At 39.1% G+C, this 18692-nt stretch carries 14 protein-coding genes; 8 read left to right on the top strand and 6 right to left on the bottom strand.

What is annotated here, in order from left to right:
* Positions 1-77 precede the first annotated feature (77 nt).
* The 7 genes from CRO15_RS17245 (at position 78) to CRO15_RS17215 (ending at position 11295) form a co-directional block, all read left to right on the top strand.
* Positions 78-3599 carry a TonB-dependent receptor gene (locus CRO15_RS17245; protein ID WP_097047094.1) on the top strand — a complete coding sequence of 1174 codons (3522 nt, stop codon included), beginning with the start codon at positions 78-80 and terminating at the stop codon, positions 3597-3599.
* 17 nt (positions 3600-3616) lie between these two features.
* Positions 3617-5032 (top strand): RagB/SusD family nutrient uptake outer membrane protein, encoded by a 1416-nt coding sequence (locus tag CRO15_RS17240; protein WP_097047093.1) that lies wholly within the window; start codon positions 3617-3619, stop codon positions 5030-5032.
* Between the two features lie 127 nt (positions 5033-5159).
* Positions 5160-6089, top strand: a complete 930-nt coding sequence (locus tag CRO15_RS17235; RefSeq protein WP_097047162.1) for a glycerophosphodiester phosphodiesterase family protein — start codon at positions 5160-5162, stop codon at positions 6087-6089.
* Between the two features lie 7 nt (positions 6090-6096).
* Positions 6097-6972, top strand: a complete 876-nt coding sequence (locus tag CRO15_RS17230) for a nucleoside phosphorylase (RefSeq protein ID WP_097047092.1) — start codon at positions 6097-6099, stop codon at positions 6970-6972.
* Positions 6965-8221: a ComEC/Rec2 family competence protein gene (locus tag CRO15_RS17225; protein WP_165769988.1), complete on the top strand. Its 1257-nt coding sequence runs from the start codon at positions 6965-6967 to the stop codon at positions 8219-8221. The genes CRO15_RS17230 and CRO15_RS17225 overlap by 8 nt, the downstream gene beginning before the upstream one ends.
* Positions 8199-9848 carry an alkaline phosphatase PafA gene (gene pafA, locus CRO15_RS17220; RefSeq protein ID WP_097047090.1) on the top strand — a complete coding sequence of 550 codons (1650 nt, stop codon included), beginning with the start codon at positions 8199-8201 and terminating at the stop codon, positions 9846-9848. Before CRO15_RS17225 ends, pafA begins: the two co-directional genes overlap by 23 nt.
* Before the next feature lie 85 nt (positions 9849-9933).
* Positions 9934-11295: an exonuclease domain-containing protein gene (locus CRO15_RS17215; RefSeq protein WP_097047089.1), complete on the top strand. Its 1362-nt coding sequence runs from the start codon at positions 9934-9936 to the stop codon at positions 11293-11295.
* A 2-nt stretch (positions 11296-11297) separates the two neighbouring features.
* Here the strand turns inward: CRO15_RS17215 and CRO15_RS17210 are convergent, their stop codons facing one another.
* From CRO15_RS17210 to CRO15_RS17195, 4 genes are all read right to left on the bottom strand, one after another.
* Complete coding sequence (locus CRO15_RS17210) at positions 11298-12074, bottom strand: aldose 1-epimerase (protein WP_097047088.1); 777 nt, start codon at positions 12072-12074, stop codon at positions 11298-11300.
* The gene (locus CRO15_RS17205) at positions 12071-13372 is read right to left on the bottom strand and encodes a M20/M25/M40 family metallo-hydrolase (RefSeq protein WP_097047087.1); all 1302 of its coding nucleotides are present in this window, start codon (positions 13370-13372) and stop codon (positions 12071-12073) included. The genes CRO15_RS17210 and CRO15_RS17205 overlap by 4 nt, the downstream gene beginning before the upstream one ends.
* 34 nt (positions 13373-13406) lie before the next feature.
* On the bottom strand, positions 13407-14387 hold the full coding sequence (locus CRO15_RS17200; protein ID WP_097047086.1) for a PLP-dependent cysteine synthase family protein: 981 nt from the start codon (positions 14385-14387) through the stop codon (positions 13407-13409).
* 104 nt (positions 14388-14491) lie between these two features.
* Positions 14492-15733: an ABC transporter permease gene (locus tag CRO15_RS17195; protein WP_097047085.1), complete on the bottom strand. Its 1242-nt coding sequence runs from the start codon at positions 15731-15733 to the stop codon at positions 14492-14494.
* Between the two features lie 3 nt (positions 15734-15736).
* Here CRO15_RS17195 and CRO15_RS17190 point away from each other — a divergent pair, with 3 nt between their 5' ends.
* Positions 15737-16963 carry an exo-beta-N-acetylmuramidase NamZ family protein gene (locus CRO15_RS17190; protein WP_097047084.1) on the top strand — a complete coding sequence of 409 codons (1227 nt, stop codon included), beginning with the start codon at positions 15737-15739 and terminating at the stop codon, positions 16961-16963.
* Positions 16964-16971: 8 nt separating this feature from the next.
* On the opposite strand, the gene CRO15_RS17185 is transcribed toward CRO15_RS17190, so the two are convergent.
* Together CRO15_RS17185 and CRO15_RS17180 are read right to left on the bottom strand one after the other, a co-directional pair.
* Positions 16972-17829 carry an alpha/beta hydrolase family protein gene (locus CRO15_RS17185; RefSeq protein ID WP_097047083.1) on the bottom strand — a complete coding sequence of 286 codons (858 nt, stop codon included), beginning with the start codon at positions 17827-17829 and terminating at the stop codon, positions 16972-16974.
* A gap of 18 nt (positions 17830-17847) precedes the next feature.
* Positions 17848-18687, bottom strand: coding sequence for a sterol desaturase family protein (locus CRO15_RS17180; protein ID WP_097047082.1), 840 nt, complete (start codon positions 18685-18687; stop codon positions 17848-17850).
* Between the last annotated feature and the right edge of the window lie 5 nt (positions 18688-18692).

The following is an 18692-nucleotide window of genomic DNA, read 5'->3' as shown; positions in this document are numbered from 1 at the left end:
GAAAATGCTGCGAACATTCTCCGATTAGTCGAAGTGATTAAACTAAAAAGATTAACCACAATTAACACTATAAAAGTATGAAAAAACTTCTTAAGCTTAAAAGAAGCCCATTTCCAGTATTTAAATATGATTTAAAAATGAAACTCAGTACGTTGTTCATCTTAGCCGCTCTATTTTCTATGCAGGCCAATGATGCCTACGGACAACGCACAAAGGTTACACTAGACTTGAACAACGTCTCCATTGGGCAATTGATAGATGAAATTGAAAGCAAAACCGAATTCGAGTTTGTATACAAGATCAAGGACGTAGATTTAAACAGAACCGTTTCTGTAAAAGTAAACAGAGAACGGATAGCCAATGTGTTAAACCAAGTTTTTCAAAACACAAGAACCACATTCAATCTTAATAATCGTAGAATCTATTTAGTAAAGCGCTATAAACCAGATGTTTCCCCACAACCGGAAAAATACATAAAGGAAAATGATATGCAGTTTTCCGTTAGTGGTGCGGTTACAGATGAAAATGGACAACCACTACCCGGTGCCAGCATCATTGAAAAGGGAACCTCAAACGGAATCAGTTCGGACTTTGATGGTAACTATTCCATAGAAGTTTCAAATTCCGATGCCATATTGCAGGTTTCCTATTTGGGATATTCATCCCAAGAAATAGCAGTTAGCGGGCAAAGTACCATCAATGTGCAGTTGCAACCAGATACCGGGAAGTTGGAAGAAGTAGTAATCATCGGTTACGGTTCTACTACCAAAGAAAAATTCAACGGAGCCGTTTCTAAAGTTGACAGTGAAGAACTGAACAATTATTCCTCTGCCAATTTTGAACAGGCCCTTTCTGGTAATGTTTCAGGAATCCAAATTCTTGGAAATGGAAAAAACCCAGGTGAGAATTCCGTTATTCAAATTCGTGGACTCAATACTTTAACCGCGGGAACAAATCCTTTGATTGTTATCGATGGAAATCCATTGTCAGAAGGTTCTTCCTTCAGTTCCATCAACACCCAGGATATTGAATCCATCAACATTCTAAAAGATGCAGCATCGGCAGCAATTTATGGGTCAAGAGCTTCCAATGGGGTAATTTTGATTACCACAAAAAAAGGAAGACAAGGAAGCTTAAAGGTTACCTATGATACCTACTACGGTTTTCAAGACCGAATAGACAATTTTGAATTGGTTGATGCCTATGACGCTGCCCTATTTGATTCGGATTCCAGAAATTTTGGATACGTTTCAGGAGGTCCAGGAAGAAGTATCTCTGATGACAATGCCACTCGTGATGCCAATGGCGGAGGCAAAAGAAGTAGAGTTCCAGGATATTTGCAAGGATACTTGGATGGACAGGCCGGTTTGACCAATACCAATTGGACAGATGCTGTGTTTAGGACAGCTTCGCAACAAAACCACTACCTGAACCTTAGTGGAGGAACTGAAAAAACAGATTATTCCGTTTCCTTTGGGTATTTGAACCAAGAAAATATCATCATGGATTCTGACTACAAGCGTTACACCGCTAATGTACAACTGAATTCAGAGATCAATGACCATATCCGTTTCGGGATTACCTCAAATGTTTCTTTGGTAAATTCCAACCCTACCGGAGAAGCTGGCTGGTCTAACTATAGATTAAGTCCAGGTGCACAGCCAGACCCTAGTTTTTCAATTATATTGATGCAACCCTACTACCCTATTCACAATTCAGATGGAACTTTTGCCATTGCCAATCAAATAGATGACAATAACGATAATTGGGATGGACCCATCTCAGAGAATACAGTGGCCCAAACAGAATTGACCGACTTTTTTGAACGTCGCCTCCGTGTTTTTGGAAATGCATATGTAGAAGTTGAACCTTGGAATGGTTTAAAATTTAAAACTTCTCTTGGAGGCGATTTCAATTCCACTTTTACGGAATTCTTTGCTCCGTCCAACATTGGAAATTATAGAACTCCGGTTGCGAACAACCGAACACAGGCTTTTGAAAACAACGCAAGAAGGGAAAACTTTATCACAGAAAACCTTTTGACCTACTCCAAAACTTTGGACAAGCACACTTTTGACGCATTGTTAGGTTTTAGCTATCAAGAAGAAAGTCGTTTCAACACAAGACTGGAGAGCAACAATTTTGCAGATGATAATCTACGAAATATTGCTGGAGCGACAAATCCATCAGCAATAGTAGGGCGAAGCAAATGGGCACTTGAATCTTATTTTACGCGTTTGCAGTACGATTATGATGGCCGATATGCACTTTCAGGTTCATTCAGGAGAGATGGTTCCTCACGTTTCGGAGCCAATACCAAATACGGAAACTTCGCGTCAGTTTCTGCAGGATGGACGTTGAGTAACGAAGAGTTTTTTCCAGAAGATGGTTTAGTTAGTTTTTCCAAAATAAGAGCAAGTTGGGGTCAAACAGGTAACAATCAGATTGGTGACTTTGGTTCCATTGCCCTAATTGAATCCGATAATTACGTTATAGATGGACAACTCATTCCTGGTTCTTACACAGACACCTCTCCTAACCCAGACCTATCTTGGGAAACCAATACTGCCCTTAATGTTGGTTTAGATTTAGGTCTTTTAGATAATAAGTTATTGTTAACTGCTGAATACTATAAATCCAATACCACAGATCTTTTGTTAAAAGTGCCTGTACCACAACAATCAGGTTTTTCTGAATCACTGCAGAATATTGGTGAATTAGAAAACAAAGGATTTGAATTTGAAATTCGCGGAAATGGTTTTGAGGTTGGGGATTTAAGATTAGGCTTCAATGCCAACATTTCTGCCAGCCAAAATGAAGTATTGGCTCTAGGAGAAGGTCAAGAACAGATTATTCAGAGTAATGGAGGCATGGGCTTCCTTACTAAAGTGGGCGGAAGTATCGCGGAGTTCTATGCCTACGATATTGAAGGAGTTTTTAGAACCCAGGCAGAAATAGACGCAGCGGCAGTTACCCCTTTAGCAGGCACAGAAATTGGTGATTATGTTGTGCGAGATGCCAATGGTGATGGTCAAATAACACCAGATGACAGAGTTACCTTGGGTGATTATAACCCAGATTTCACCTATGGTTTTGGCTTTAACCTAAATTATAACGGTTTTGATCTAAGCGCTCAATTTACGGGAATTGAAGGCAGAAAGGTTTCTGACCGTATGGTTTACTATGCAGAAAGTGGTGAAGGATTCTTTGTTCCATCACAGCATTATTTCGATAATTATTTCTCAGACCGGAATGCTGAAGGCTTTTTCAGAAGACCAGATTTTTCTAGTTTTTCGTCTGCGGGAAGGCTCACCAGATCATCAAGTCTTTCAGTATATGATGCAGATTACTTTCGTTTAAGAAGTTTACAATTAGGATACAACTTCCATGAAAGTGTCACGGAGTATTTAGGCGTTGATTTCCTTAGAATTTACCTCACTGGAAATAATATTTTCAATAGCACCAAATTCAGAGGATACAATCCTGATGCCCTGGACACTAGAACCAACAACAACCAACAGACCTTGACCAGGGGTTGGATTCAGTCAGCAAGCCCTTTGACTCGCTTCGTTGCGCTTGGATTAAACGTTAAATTTTAAACCAAAAATTGAAGAAAATGAACCTTAATAAATATACATTTTTAATAGTTGTTGCCTTTCTTGGATTGTTTTCCTGTGAGGACGAGTTGGATATTGTACCAATTACGGAAAAGGCATCCAATAGCTTTTACTCCAACGAACAAGAATTGGAAAGTGCCATAGCAGGGGTTTATGCCCAATTGCAAGATAGAGGTCTTTATGGTTTGGATTTAATTGGTGTTGGCGAAATCTCTGGAGAAGATTCCTTTGAAGAAATTGCAGCAAATGATGGTGGTCGGTTTGGTCAGTTGGATGATTTTTCAACAAATGCCGGAAATGATTTGGTAGGTAAAATTTGGGAAGAATCCTATAAAGGTATTCAACGGGCCAACACGGTTTTAAACCGAATAACAGATATTGAATATGAGACCAGTGTACTTAAAACTACCAGAATTGGCGAAATGAAGTTCATTCGTGCATTGTTGTACTTCAATTTGGTAAGATTATACGGTGATGTACCCTTGGTTACTTCAGAAACAGAGAGTCCATTTGACTTCTTTGGTCAAGGACGCACATCATCAGCCGAAGTTTATACACAAATTGAAACTGATTTAAATGATGCTATCCAAGATTTACCCAGTGATAAAACTGCAGGAAGGCCAGCAAAAGGCGCTGCGCAGGCACTCTTGGGCGATGTATTGCTTACCCAAGGAAATTTCAGTGGGGCATTGACAAGCTTTGAAGCTGTGGTTAGTTCAAACACTTACTCATTAATGCCTTCCACTTCCGAAATTTTTGGTGTGGCCAACGAAGGAAATTCCGAAACTTTATTTGAGATACAATATGCCAGTGGTTTCTTGGTTGATGGAAAAAAAGAAGGTAGCCTGGCAGGGTCTCAGTTCCGTCCTTCAGGCACAACAGCAAGCGCAAAAGGACATAATTTACCCACACAGGCATTTATAGATTCTTTTGAAGCTGGCGATACCAGACTTGATGATTATGTTGATGTGGACCCTGTTGCAAATCCATTCTACTTTTCCACAAAGTATGAGATTTCACCTACTGGAGCAGATGACGGCGGTAGCGACCATCTTATCATCAGATATGCAGATGTTGTGCTTAAATATGCAGAGTCGCTAAATGAAAATAACCAAACAGCAGATGCCATTACACAACTAAATACCGTGCGGGCTAGGGCTGGCTTGGGTGCTACTACTGCTTCATCACAGACAGAGGTAAGAGCTGCAATCCGTCTAGAGAGACGTTTTGAACTTATGGGTGAAGGCCACCGTTGGTTTGACCTAAAAAGATATGGCACTGCCGTTTCTGTTATGAATGCTTTCTTTAATAGTGCTGGTTCTAACGTCACCATTGATGAGAACAAGCTGGTACTTCCAATACCGCAAAGTCAATTGGATACCGATTCATCCATAACACAAAATCCAGGATATTAAACAAAAACCAAATATGGGATAAGAATCATACTCTTATTTCAAAAATGGCAATAGTTAGTTTGAGTTAGTTTAGTTATTTTAATTCGGGGGGATTATGTCCCCCCTTATTTCTTCTAAAAATTATTATATGAAACGCTTTTTCTTTCTTGCAATCCTACTGATATGGGGAAGTTGCAAAGACCATAAAACAATCAATGAAACTCAACAACGTGAGGCAAAGCCCCATATATCTTCCATACAGGACAAAATCGCCAATCTCAAGGATTCGGAAAATAACGATGTTATTGTAGTCGCACATAGGGGAGACTGGCGGAATGCACCTGAAAATTCATTGCAAGCCATTCAAAACTGCATTGATATGGGGGTTGATATGGTAGAAATAGATATCCGAGAAACCAAAGACAGTCATTTGGTGCTTATGCACGATGAAACCATTGATCGAACCACCAATGGAAAAGGGTTTGTAAAAGACTGGACCTTGGATTCTTTAAGAACATTACAATTAAAAGATGGACTGGGGGTTCCAACTCCCCATAAAATTCCAACCCTAGAAGAAGCCCTTTTGACCACCAAGGACAAGATTTTGGTAAATCTGGACAAAAGTTATAACATTTTTGACAAGTGTTTTCAAATTGTAAGGTTGACAGGAACTTTGGATCAGGTCATCATCAAAGGAACTAAAACAAGAGAACAAGTAGAGCGAGAATTCGGGACGTATTTGGACAAAGTTCACTTTATGCCCATCGTTCGACTTGGTCCTAGCAGTAATCTTATTGTCGATGATTACATTAACAATCGTAAGCCTGTTGCATTCGAATTCATTGTACCCAATGATACCGCTGGATTAAATACATATTTCCATGAAATCAGAACCAAAGGAGCCGGCGTATGGGTAAACTCACTTTGGCCCCGCCTCAGTGGTGGTCATGATGATGAAAAAGCGGCAATTGATATCAATACCTATCAATGGTATGTGGACAATAATGTAGATATCATCCAAACTGATCGCCCTGAACTGTTACTGGAATTTTTACGAAGCAAAAACCTACACAATTGAAAACACCATGATTTCAGATTCCGAACTAATTTTAAATCCAGACGGAAGTGTTTTCCATCTTCATCTTAAACCGGGTCAAATTGCCAATACCATCATTCTAGTGGGAGACCCCAACAGGGTAGATGTCATTAAATCAATGTTTACAGATATTGAATACCAAATTGCTAATAGGGAATACGTGAGTACTACTGGAAAATTCAATGATACAAGAATCACCGTAGTTTCTACGGGTGTGGGTATTGGCAACATCGATATTGTAATGAATGAATTGGACGCCTTGGTCAACATCGACTTTGAATCAAGAGAAATAAAAAAGGAAAAGAAAAAATTGGAGTTTATAAGAATTGGCACCTCAGGAAGTCTTCAAAAGGATATTCCCGTTAACTCCTATGTCATTTCTGAGAAATCTGCTGGGTTTGATAATCTTTTGTATTTCTATGAAGATGAAGGAAAGGTGGTCAATGAAGAGTTCCGCAGGTTGCTTCGGATTTTGATAGGAGGACATTCCATATTCTTAAACCCCTATGTGGTTGATGCTTCCGAAAAACTATTGGACCAGTTAAAAAGCAAAGAAGCCTTTTCAGGAATTACCATTACCTCCCCTGGTTTTTATGTTCCCCAAGGCAGGGAACTGCGTCTTTCAAAAAAACTAAAAGATATCAACCAAAAACTCTCCGACTTTGAGTATCACGGTTATAAAATCACCAACTATGAAATGGAAAGTTCTGCCCTTTATGGTCTGGCAAAAATGTTAGGGCATGAAGCTATTGCCATCTGTTTGGTTATAGCAAACAGACTCAATAACCAAGCCAACGAAAATTATCGAGACAATGTGAAAGAACTTATCGCATATGTCTTACATAAAATTACCAACCATGACTAGTAAAATCAACCAAATTCTTGCAATTACAATCCTTTTATTTCAGGTAGGTTGTAATTCCAAACCTGAAAACACCAATACCGAACAACAAAAGACAGAATTGACCCAATCTCAAAACAAACTGAAGGATTGGCAGAAAGGCTATTTGGACATTCACCATATCAACACCGGTAGCGGTGATGCGACTTTTTTTGTTTTACCCGATGGCACCACTATGCTTTTTGATGCTGGGAGCATGGACAAAGAAGGTTTTGAAGAAAAATATGCCCCTTTAAAAGCCACATCTCCTGTTCCGGATGATAGCAAATCAACTGGGGAATGGATAGCGGCCTACATCAAAAATGTTACCCCTAAAAAACATCAAGATACAATAGACTATGCTTTGATCTCCCATTTTCACTCAGATCATTACGGGAGTTTGATGGATTTGGGAAAAGAAATTCCATTGGGCAAGATCATTGATCGGAATTCCCCAAAACTGGATTTTCCGTTCGATCTTAAAACATATTTAAAGGATGATAAGATTTTTCAGGAATACCTCTCATTTATCTCAGAGGAGAAAGTCCCAGCCGAAGCGCTGGAAGTAGGCAGTATCACACAAATACAGCTGGTAAACAATCAAAACGACTATCCCAATTTTTCCATTCGGAATATTAAATCCAACGCAACCCTGTGGACAGGTATCGATAACAACACGAAAGAGCATTTTTCCGCAGAAGACATGACTGCCTTTTACAAAGGAGGTTATAATGAAAACCCACTGAGTTTGGCCTTGAAAATATCCTACGGGAATTTTGACTACTTCACCGGAGGTGACAATACCGGATTGCAAGGTTTTGGCCTGCCTAAATGGTTTGATGTGGAAACTCCCATGGCCAAAGTTGTTGGACAAGTAGAAGTTACAATCTTAAACCACCATGGAAACCGTGATGCTACCAACGAATTCTTTGTCCAAGCCCTAAACCCTAATGTGGTTATTCAGCAACTATGGTGTTCTGACCATCCTGGGCAAGAAGTATATCAACGCCTTATCCATCAAGATGAAGAAACCATAGAGCGGGATATCTTCTCTACCAACATGCATCCTGAAACCTTGGTTACCTATGGACCCTGGTTCAAGGATAACTATAAAAGCCTACAAGGTCATATTGTGGTACGGGTCGCTCCCAAAGGGAACAATTATACCATCTACATCTTGGATGAAGCCACTATGAATATAAAAGAAGAACATGGTTCCTATAAAAGCAGATAAGATGAAGCTTAGAGTATTGATTGCAACTATTTTTTTTGTCCAATTGGCTTTTGGACAGATCAACGATAAACCAAAATTGATTGTGGGTATAGTGATAGATCAGATGCGGGCGGAGTATTTGTACCGCTTTCAGGACAACTATACCCAAAATGGTTTTAAAAGGTTAATGCATGAAGGATTTAATGTAAAGAATATGCATTACAACTATATGCCAACTGCGACAGGTCCGGGCCATGCTTCCATCTATACGGGTACCACCCCCGCTAACCATGGAATAGTGGCCAATGACTGGTACAGCAAAGCCAAAAAAGCGAAAATGTACTGCGCGGCGGATGAAACTGTGTTTTTGACAGATGGCCGTAAAGCATCACCGAAAAAAATTGACAAATACTCCCGTTCGCCTAAAAACCTGCTGGGCTCCACAATTACGGATGAGCTAAAACTCTTCACCAATGACCGTTCCAAGGTTGTTGGGATATCGCTAAAAGACAGAGGTGCTATTTTCCCGGCCGGACGTTTGGCCGATTATGCTTTTTGGTACCATGACCAGACCGGAAATTTTATTACCAGTTCATATTACCATGAAAATCTCCCGGATTGGTTATTGAAATTCAACAACAGAAAACTTGCCGATTCTTTGCTCAATCTCACTTGGGGTACCTTAAAACCGATTGAAACATACAAAAACAGTGGGCCGGATCACGCCCCGATGGAAAAAATATTCAATGGCCGGACGGATGCCAAATTTCCATACAATTTGAAAAAACTCAGAAAAGCGAATGGAAATTTTGCCATGATTCCAAATGTTCCGTTCGGGAATACCATTTTGACCCAATTGGCCAAAGCGACAATTCAAGGGGAAGGTTTGGGACAAAAAGACGAAACCGATTTTTTGACCATTAGCTATTCCAGCACGGATTATGTTGGTCATGGTTTTGGTATAAGGTCAAAAGAGCTGGAAGATACCTACGTCCGTATGGACCAGGAAATTGCTGAGCTCTTATCCTTTCTTGATTCAGAGATTGGCAAGGATAATTATCTGCTGTTCATGACCGCAGATCACGCTGCAAGCGATCATCCTGATTTTCTTAGAACTTCCAAGTTGCCGGGGAAATATTTTGAGGAAGACTCCATAAAACAGCTGTTGAATTCAAAGCTTTCCAAACTTTATGGAAACGAAGACTATATTGCGTACATTGACAAAACACAGGTTTATCTCAATCCAGTAAAAACTTCAAGAGAAGAAGTGCTCAAAGCTGCCGCGGCAATTTTAAAAACCGTAGATGGAATACAAGAAATATATGTGTCCAGTCTTCATTCAAACAGGAATCTTGCTATTGATGATTTTTTCAGAAAAAGCCATAACCTAGATAATTCTGGAGATATTTTATTGCATTTTAAACCGGGTTGGATGCCCAAAAGAATGGAAGGAACAACCCATGGCGCCCTTTACAACAATGATACTCATGTTCCCATGCTGTGGTTTGGATGGCAAATAAAACAAGGAGCGACAGTAAAGAAAAAAACAATTGACCAGATAGCTCCTACCCTTTCATTTTTGTTGAATATTCCATTGCCCAGCCTTTCCAGCAAAGAACCTATTACCGAAATCTTTATCGGAGAATAGTCTACATTTATCATTCATTCAACGGCCACCGTTTGGTGGCTTTTTACATTATCCATAAATTCAATCTAAATTTGTTTTACTGGATTTGTACACCATTATAGACATAGAAACCACTGGCAACGGAATCAAGGGCAACAAGATTACCGAAATCTCCATTTTTAAGTATGACGGGCATCAAATTGTGGACGAATTCACCTCTTTGGTAAATCCCAAATGCCCTATTCCCTATTTTATCACTGGTCTGACCGGCATTGACAATCAAATGGTGCAAAACGCTCCAACCTTCTCCGAAATTTCAGATACCATACTAGAAATTACCAAAGACTGCATTTTCATAGCACATGCCGTCAATTTTGATTATGGGGTCATTAAAGAGGAATTTCGGCAAATTGGCATGGACTTTATCCGAAAAAAGTTATGCACGGTACGCCTTTCACGTAAATTGATTCCCGGCCTACAATCCTACAGTTTGGGGAAGTTGTGTTCTGCTGTGAGTATTCCGCTTACAGATCGGCATAGGGCACGTGGTGATGCACATGCCACCGTATTGTTGTTTCAAAAGTTATTGAATACTCCCAACTCAGAAACTATTATCCAAAAGTTTTTGAACGCACGGAGCCAAGAGGCTACCTTACCACCACATTTACCCAAATCCATTTTTGATAATATTCCGCAAAAACCTGGCATCTACTACTTCAAAAACCAAAAAGGACAGATAATTTATGTAGGGAAGGCCATCAACCTCAAAAAAAGGGTACTTGGACATTTTTATGATAAAAGCACCAAGGAAATTAGAATGTGCAGTGAAACCGCATCCATCGATTTCAAACTTTCAGGTAGCGAACTGGTAGCTTTACTCATGGAATCTGCAGAAATAAAACGACTCTTTCCATCTTACAATAGTGCTCAAAAAAGAATTGTAAAAAGGTATGCCCTCTTTCAATATGAGGATAGAAAAGGTATTGTTCACCTAGCCTATAATGTTATGAAAGCTGTTCCCAATCCGTTAAAGGTGTTCTACAACCAAACGGATTGCAGGGCTTTTTTGGAGGAAATGTGCAAAAACTTTTCGCTTTGCCCCAAATACTGTCATCTGCAGCAGGTCAACACTTCGTGTTCGCATCATGAAATTAGTTCTTGTGAGGGCATTTGCACTTCAACTGAATCAGTAGAAGACTACAATCAAAAGGTTCAGGATGCCATATTACAACTGAAATCTGAACAAGAAGGTGTTAGAATCATTAAGGAAAAAGGTAGGGAAACCAATGAAAATGCCTTTGTGCTTATTGATGAGGGCATGTACAGAGGTTACGGATTTATTAATAACGAACAAGATATCACCAATCTTGAAGACATTGAAGCGCACATTATTCCTCAAAAAAACACTTTGGAAACCCAACGTATTGTGGAAGCATTATTGCCGAAACTGGAATCGTTTGTGCTCTAAAATTAATCTACCTTCAGGTTTACTTTGAAAATAGCATCGGTATCGCCCAAAAACTGAAAGCCTTTATATAGTTCGGTCTGTTTTACGGAATAGGGGTAGAATGAAATAGGTTCAATACAAACCATATTTGTTACTTCTGTCCAGCACATAAAATGACCAAAACCTTGGGTATCTATGGTTATCTTTCGTTTGTCATTCAAAGTAATGGATTCACAATTTTCAATCTCAAAAGCTCTGTTACCCACCTCCAGGACCTCATCCAAAGTAATATCCTTTGCATTGGCAGTGATAATTGGATTACCGATATGGAGTTTGAATGCTGGGTGATAGCCCAACATAAAGGGCATATCCTGTTCTCCAGAAATCTTAAAAGTTATCTCCAGTTGATCTTCCTTTAATTCAAAGCATTTTTCAAACTCAAAACTATAGGGCCACAGCAACCATTGCTGTGTTGATTTTTCAGGGAATTTTGAATTTTTAACTGGAGCCCCTGCTTTGTACATCTTTTTGAAGCTTGCCGAGGTATCCGTTTTTGAAGCCAATTGATAGTCTAGTTCTCGAAGCAATCCATGTTGATCTTGAATGGCATTTCCCTTGGGCGTCTGAACGTTAAATCCAGCTTCGTTTGTTGGACCAATTATGGGAAACATTTCGGTATCTGCATTCCTCCAACCCGGGTTTCCTTTTTGATGGATAAATTCATGCCCTTCATTTTTGAAACTCACCAATTCTCCCTCGTCAATTCTCACATTGCTGTTTCCACACTCTAATTGCGTCATTTTTTAGAATTAATCAGCCTATAAATTAAGATTGCCGTTCGTTTGGTCAATGCTTCAATGGTATTAAGATTTACGGTTTCCTGAGGAGTATGGGCACCTGTGCCCATGGTACCAAGCCCATCCAAACAATCTACATATTGCGCAACAAAAGAAACATCTGCCGCCCCTCTTTTTCCAGGGTCATAGGCCAATACATCACCTTGGTTCAAATCCAAGCTTACTTCGTTCAACACATTCAACAATGCTGTATTTCCCTCAGTGGGTTGCATTGCCGGATAACTATCTGTAAAAGTAATGCTGGCAGAAGTTTTGGGAAGATTATTGTGCACCACTTCTTTCATTTTAGTTCTGGCCCGTTGTTTTTGTTCTTCTGAAATAAACCGAAGACCTCCTCTAGCAACAGCTTTTTGGGCAACTACATTTCCTTTTCCAAATACATCTCCCTTACTGGTTGTAGTGTCAAAATTCACAAAAGTGCCTCCCAACAAAGTGCCTGGATTAAAGGTCAATAACTCCTCTCCTTTTACCTCGGTATAAAATTGATGTAGAATCCTTGAAATTTCAAAAATTGCACCTGCTCCGGTACGCTCGCTAAAAATTCCTGAGGAATGGGCTCGCTTTCCTTCAACTTCCAACGCCCATCCCGATGCTCCCCTTCGGGCAACAGTTGCATAATTAAATCCGGTTGAGTTTTCAAAACCCAATGCAATGTCACTTCTTTTGGCAACCTCAATCAAATCTTTTCTGCTAATATCCAATGGTTTTCCCGTACTTTCCTCATCCCCCGTAAATGCTACCACAATTTGTGCGTTTTTTAAAAGACCATGCTCGTGCAGCGCCTTTAACGCATAAAGGACAATTACATCACCGCCTTTCATATCGTTCCCTCCCGGTGCATGGGCAATGCTGTCATTGACCATTGTAAATTTTTGAAAGGGACTATCTTCCTCAAAAACTGTATCCAAATGGCCTATTAGCAGCAATTTTTTTCCTTTATTTCCTGTGGTTTCGGCAAACAAGTGACCGGCCCTGTTCATTTCTTGGGGCATTTCAATCCATTTTATGTCGAAGTTGATGCTTTCAAATGCATCTTTAAAGACCATCCCTACCTCCTGGACTCCTTTAGCATTTAAAGTACCACTATTGATGTTAACCACTTTTTCCAAAAAATCAATGGCTTCTGAATTATTACTTTCAATGGATGCCACAATCTTTTTTTCTACTCGAGAAAGCTTTTGGCCGGACAAGGAAATTGAGATTAAAAGGCAGGCGATAATAAAAATGGCTCTGTGTTTCATACGGATGGATTTTACAATTCTAATTTAAGCATATTTAATCTATATAGCCTTTCCCCCGCATCCAGTCATCATTGAACATTTTGCCCACATAACGACTGCCATGATCATGGAACAATACCACGACCACATCGTCTTTGGTAAAATGTTCTTTCAACTGCAACAAACCTTTTATAGCCGCTCCTGCCGAATTCCCCAAAAACATACCTTCTTCTTTGGCCAAACGTTGCGTATACACAGCGGCATCTTTATCGGTCACCTTGGTAAAGCCATCAATAATGTCAAAATTGACATTCTTTGGAAGAATATCTTCTCCTATTCCCTCCGTTACGTAGGGATAGATTTCATTTTCATCAAAAATACCAGTTTCATGGTACTTTTTGAACACTGAACCATAGGTGTCGATTCCCCATACTTTGATATTGGGGTTTTGCTCTTTCAAATATGTCCCAACACCTGAAATTGTACCCCCGGTCCCCACCCCCACTACAAAATGGGTAACTTTTCCATCGGTTTGTTTCCAAATTTCCGGTCCAGTACTTAAATAATGGGCTTTAGTGTTGCTAGGATTGTCATATTGGTTCACATACCATGAATTTGGAATTTCAGTTGCCAAACGTCTTGCGGTTGAATAATAGCTTCGAGGGTCATTTGGTGCCACATCAGTAGGGCAAACATGCACCTCACTCCCAACCGCTTTTAGAATGTCCACTTTTTCTTTGGACTGTTTGTCGCTGATTACACAAATCATTCGGTAACCTTTTACCACTGCCGCCAATGCAAGTCCCATACCGGTATTGCCCGAAGTTCCTTCAATAATTGTTCCTCCTGGTTTTAGTATACCAGATGCTTCGGCATCTTCAATCATTTGAAGAGCCATCCGATCCTTTACAGAGTTTCCGGGGTTAAATGTTTCATACTTGGACAATACCAAACAAGGTAATTCAGCCGTAAGTGTGTTGAGTTTTACCAAAGGGGTATTGCCAATGGTTTCAAGAATATTGTTAGCGTATTTCATAGTCGCTGCAAAGGTAACTTTTTTGAAAGGTCGGATTAAATTCAATTAACTAACCAATAAAGGAAGTGCAAATAATAGTGGCCCTAGTTGTATCGCGGTAAGTACTACTCAAATTTAATAGCCTTCACTGGGGTAATTTTAGTGATGATGTATGATGGAAGTAAAAGCATTAGTAGGCATAAAATCATCACTCCTAGATTTAATAATAAAATTAAGGGAAGGTCAATATGTACTGGAATATACTTAATATAATATTCTTCTGGGTTGGGAAATTTAAAAACCCTGAATTTCTTTTGAAGGTACAATAGCCCCAAACCTATCCCATTACCCCATAATAAGCCAATGCCAATCAAATAGGAGGCATTGTACAAAAATACTTTTCGTACGCTCCAATTTTCAGAACCTAATGCTTTGAGTATACCGATCATTTGGGTTCGTTCCAGAATCAACACCAATAAAGCGGTAATCATATTGATACCCCCAACCAAAATCATGATTCCAATTAACAGGATTATATTAAAATCAAGAAGGTCTATCCATTGGAATATGTTATTGTATTTATACCTGATATCCATGGTATCCAACTCAGATGGAGTTTTATCATAAATCTCCTTGCTCTTGTTTTCCATTTGGTCAAAATCTTCCAGAAACACCTCAAAATTGCCAATTTCATTGTCTTTCCATCTGTTCATACGCTGGATATGACGAATGTCCACAAAAATAATATCCCGATCAAAATCCTCAAACCCGCTATCATAGATACCGACCACCTTAAATTTTCGATTATTAGGAGCTCTTGATGGGTCATTTTCCTTTAGGAAAATGGAAAAGAAAGTATCATCAACCTTTAAGCTCAAAAGGTTGGCTTTAATTCGTGAAATCAACACCTCATCATTGAGTTTTCCAGAATAATCTGGTAATCTACCATCCACAAGAAACTCTTTAAACATTTCCCAGTTGTAATCAACTCCCACTCCTTTGGCCAACATACCTTCAAAGGTATCCTCAGTTCTAATTATACCTCCTTTGGTGGCAACAGCCTGAACATGGGCTACCCCATTTACTTTTTTGAATTCAGGATAAAAATCTTGCTCTTTAGAAATTGGGACAACTGATACTTGGGAAGTATTGTTATCATAATTGGATATTTGAATATGCCCATTAAAAATGGCCACTTTTTCCCGTATGCTTTTTTTAAACCCTAAACCGGTAATCAAAGCGATCAACATTACAACCATGCTGATAGCAATTGCAGCAATGGCAATTTTTATTATAGGTGCGGAAATGCTAATTTTATGCTCCTTTCCTGTAATCAGGCGCTTGGCAATAAACAATTCTAAATTCAACGAATGTCCATTTTATCTATTTTCAAAAGTACAGTTTTATTGTTGGTTTTACTGTTTTCATCTTGTAGAGGACAAGAAAAGTCCAACAATCCTATAGCGGAAAATATAAGAACCAACGCGGTACTTCCTATTGAAGTCGCAGCCAATAGAACTTCTCAGTATCTGCCCTTGTTTAAGGGAAAAAGCATTGGGATTGTTGCCAATCAAACCAGTGTGGTTTTCAAAGAGGATGGATATACCCATTTGGTGGATTCCTTACTCTCCCTAAAAGTAAAAGTGGAAAAAGTTTTTGCTCCAGAGCATGGTTTTCGAGGTAAGGCGGATGCTGGTGAACATTTTAAAGATGGAATAGACACTAAAACGGGCCTTCCCATTGTTTCTCTTTATGGAAAAAACAGAAAACCTTCAAATAAACAATTAAAAGGGTTGGATATCATCGTTTTTGACATTCAAGATGTTGGTGTTAGGTTCTACACCTATATTGCCACCTTACAATTGGTAATGCAAGCTTGTGCTGAGAACAATATTCCCATTCTAGTTTTGGATCGGCCAAACCCTAACGGGCATTATGTAGATGGCCCTACCATGAAAAAGGAACATGCCGGTTTTTTGGGTATGACCGAAATTCCACTGGTTTATGGAATGACCATTGGTGAATATGCCCAAATGATCAATGGCGAGGGATGGCTTGAAAGTGGAAAGAAAGCCGATTTGACCGTGATAAAGCTTCAAAACTATACGCATAACATTTCGTATCATTTGCCCATTAGACCCTCTCCAAATATACCTAATGATGTTTCTATTAATCTTTATCCCAGTTTAGGGCTTTTTGAAGGGACAAATGTGAATGCCGGTAGAGGAACGGAGTTCCAATTTCAAAGGTACGGTGCTTCTTTTTTGGACAGTACAAATTATAATTTTAGCTATGTGCCCAAACCTAATTTTGGGTCTAAACATCCAAAAGAAGAAGACAAAAAGTGTTTTGGAAAAGATTTATCAAAAACAAAACGAATGGATTCTGTTTCACTCCAATGGTTGATTGATGCGTATACGAATACTTTGGAAAAATCTAAATTTTTCAAGACAGACTCCTTTACCAAACATGCAGGTACTTCAGAGTTGCAAAAGCAGATTGAAGCAGGATTAACAGAACAAGAAATCAAGGATTCATGGCAAGATGAGTTGAGTGCCTTTAAAAAAATCAGGAAGAAGTATTTGATTTATGATTAAGCAGGCGTTTAGACCTCATCAAACCATTGAAAGGTTTGCTCCCAGAGCGTATCCCTAAACTTTCTGCTAAAAAAACCAAAATGCCCTATCTTGTTCGCTCCAATATCTTTTGGATGCACAGTTTCAAAAGTTCTATCGGCATTTTGGAACAAATTGTGTATTCGCAACAATGCGGGTTTTGTTCCAATTGGATCATCAGCAATAGCCAAGGTTAGTAGTTTCCCCATAAACTGGCTATAATATAAATCTATCCCACTGCCAGTATATTGTTTAACCATATCTGGCTTCTTTCTACGCGCATGCCATTGTTCAACTACCCCTTTAGGGATATCTTCTAAAAGCCTGAGTTTTTTTCCCGGAAAATATCCAACTAATCTTGTTATAGCAGGAAAAAACAAATGCCACATAAAATATAATTTTAGCTTGTCTTTTTTCCAATCCTTATAATATGCTGTTTGTGCTCCTATGTTTATCACCGTGGCAATATGATCTGCATAGGGTGTCATTCCAATGAGCGTCCCTCCTATGCTATGTCCCAACACCCCAATGGAGAAATCGGGATAATTTAATTTCACATAGTGAAGTACCGAGCTTACGTCCTTTTCTCCCCATTCCGTAAAAGAAGCTTGAAACCCCCTGAGTTTTGAGGGGCGGGAAGCAGCAATTCCCCGGTAATCATACGTTAGGACATGAAACCCTTTTTCCGCCATAAAAAGGGCATAGTTCCTATACAGCCTCTGGGCTACAGCCGTTGCCGAGTTAATAATTAAGAATTTCTTTTTTGCATTGACTTCATTTGGGGTATAGATTATTGCACTTAAAATGAAGTTGTCCAAACATTTGACACCTATTTCCTTTCCAGTCAAAATAGATAAATTAATAGGTTAAGTTTCGTTTTTTTCAGTAGTGGGTTTACGGTATTTATGAAAAGGTTGTTTTAACAATCCAACAATACTGCTGTTTTCTTTTTCGTCGGGAAATGTGTCCACGCCATAAACTATTTTAGTCATATCCATTGTCATATACGTACCAAACAGTCTATCCCAAATAGAAAATATATTTCCATAGTTTGAATCAGTATAGGGTAATTTATAGTGATGGTGCACTTTATGCATATCTGGACTGACTATAATCCAACTAATGGCATTATCAACAGTTTTAGGTAATCTAATATTGGCATGGTTGAATTGGGAAAGTACCACGGAGAGGCTTTGGTACAACATAATAATCCCAATGGGAGCTCCCACAACAAAAACTCCTATTAAGGTAAATGTATATCTAATCAAACTTTCCAAAGGATGGTGCCTATTGGCAGTAGTGGTATCCACATTATGGTCTGAATGATGCACAAGGTGTACCATCCAAAGTGGTTTTACTTTGTGTTCTACCCAATGGGCAGTATATGCACCTATTAGGTCTAAAAGCATTACGCCCAAGAACACATATAACCATAAAGGCATTTCAGGTAACCAATTAATGATGCCAAAATCATTACTCATAGCCCAATCCGAGGTTTTCAATAATAAAAACGCCAATGGAAAATTGACAATAATAGTGGTAAGTGTGAAGAAAAAATTAGGAACAGAGTGGTGCCACTTTCTATAGGGAACATTAAACAATGGTACAATACCTTCCAAAATCCAAAAAAAGGTAATTCCTCCTACAAGAATAAGGCTTCTATGCAAGGTAGGAATGTTCTCAAAATATGTAACGAGCTGCTCCATACTCT

Origin of the sequence: Flagellimonas pacifica (assembly GCF_900215465.1) — a bacterium.
Taxonomy (GTDB): domain Bacteria; phylum Bacteroidota; class Bacteroidia; order Flavobacteriales; family Flavobacteriaceae; genus Flagellimonas; species Flagellimonas pacifica.
The sequence above is the reverse complement of the archived record's forward strand: the minus strand, read 5'-3'. Positions and strand labels throughout refer to the sequence as shown.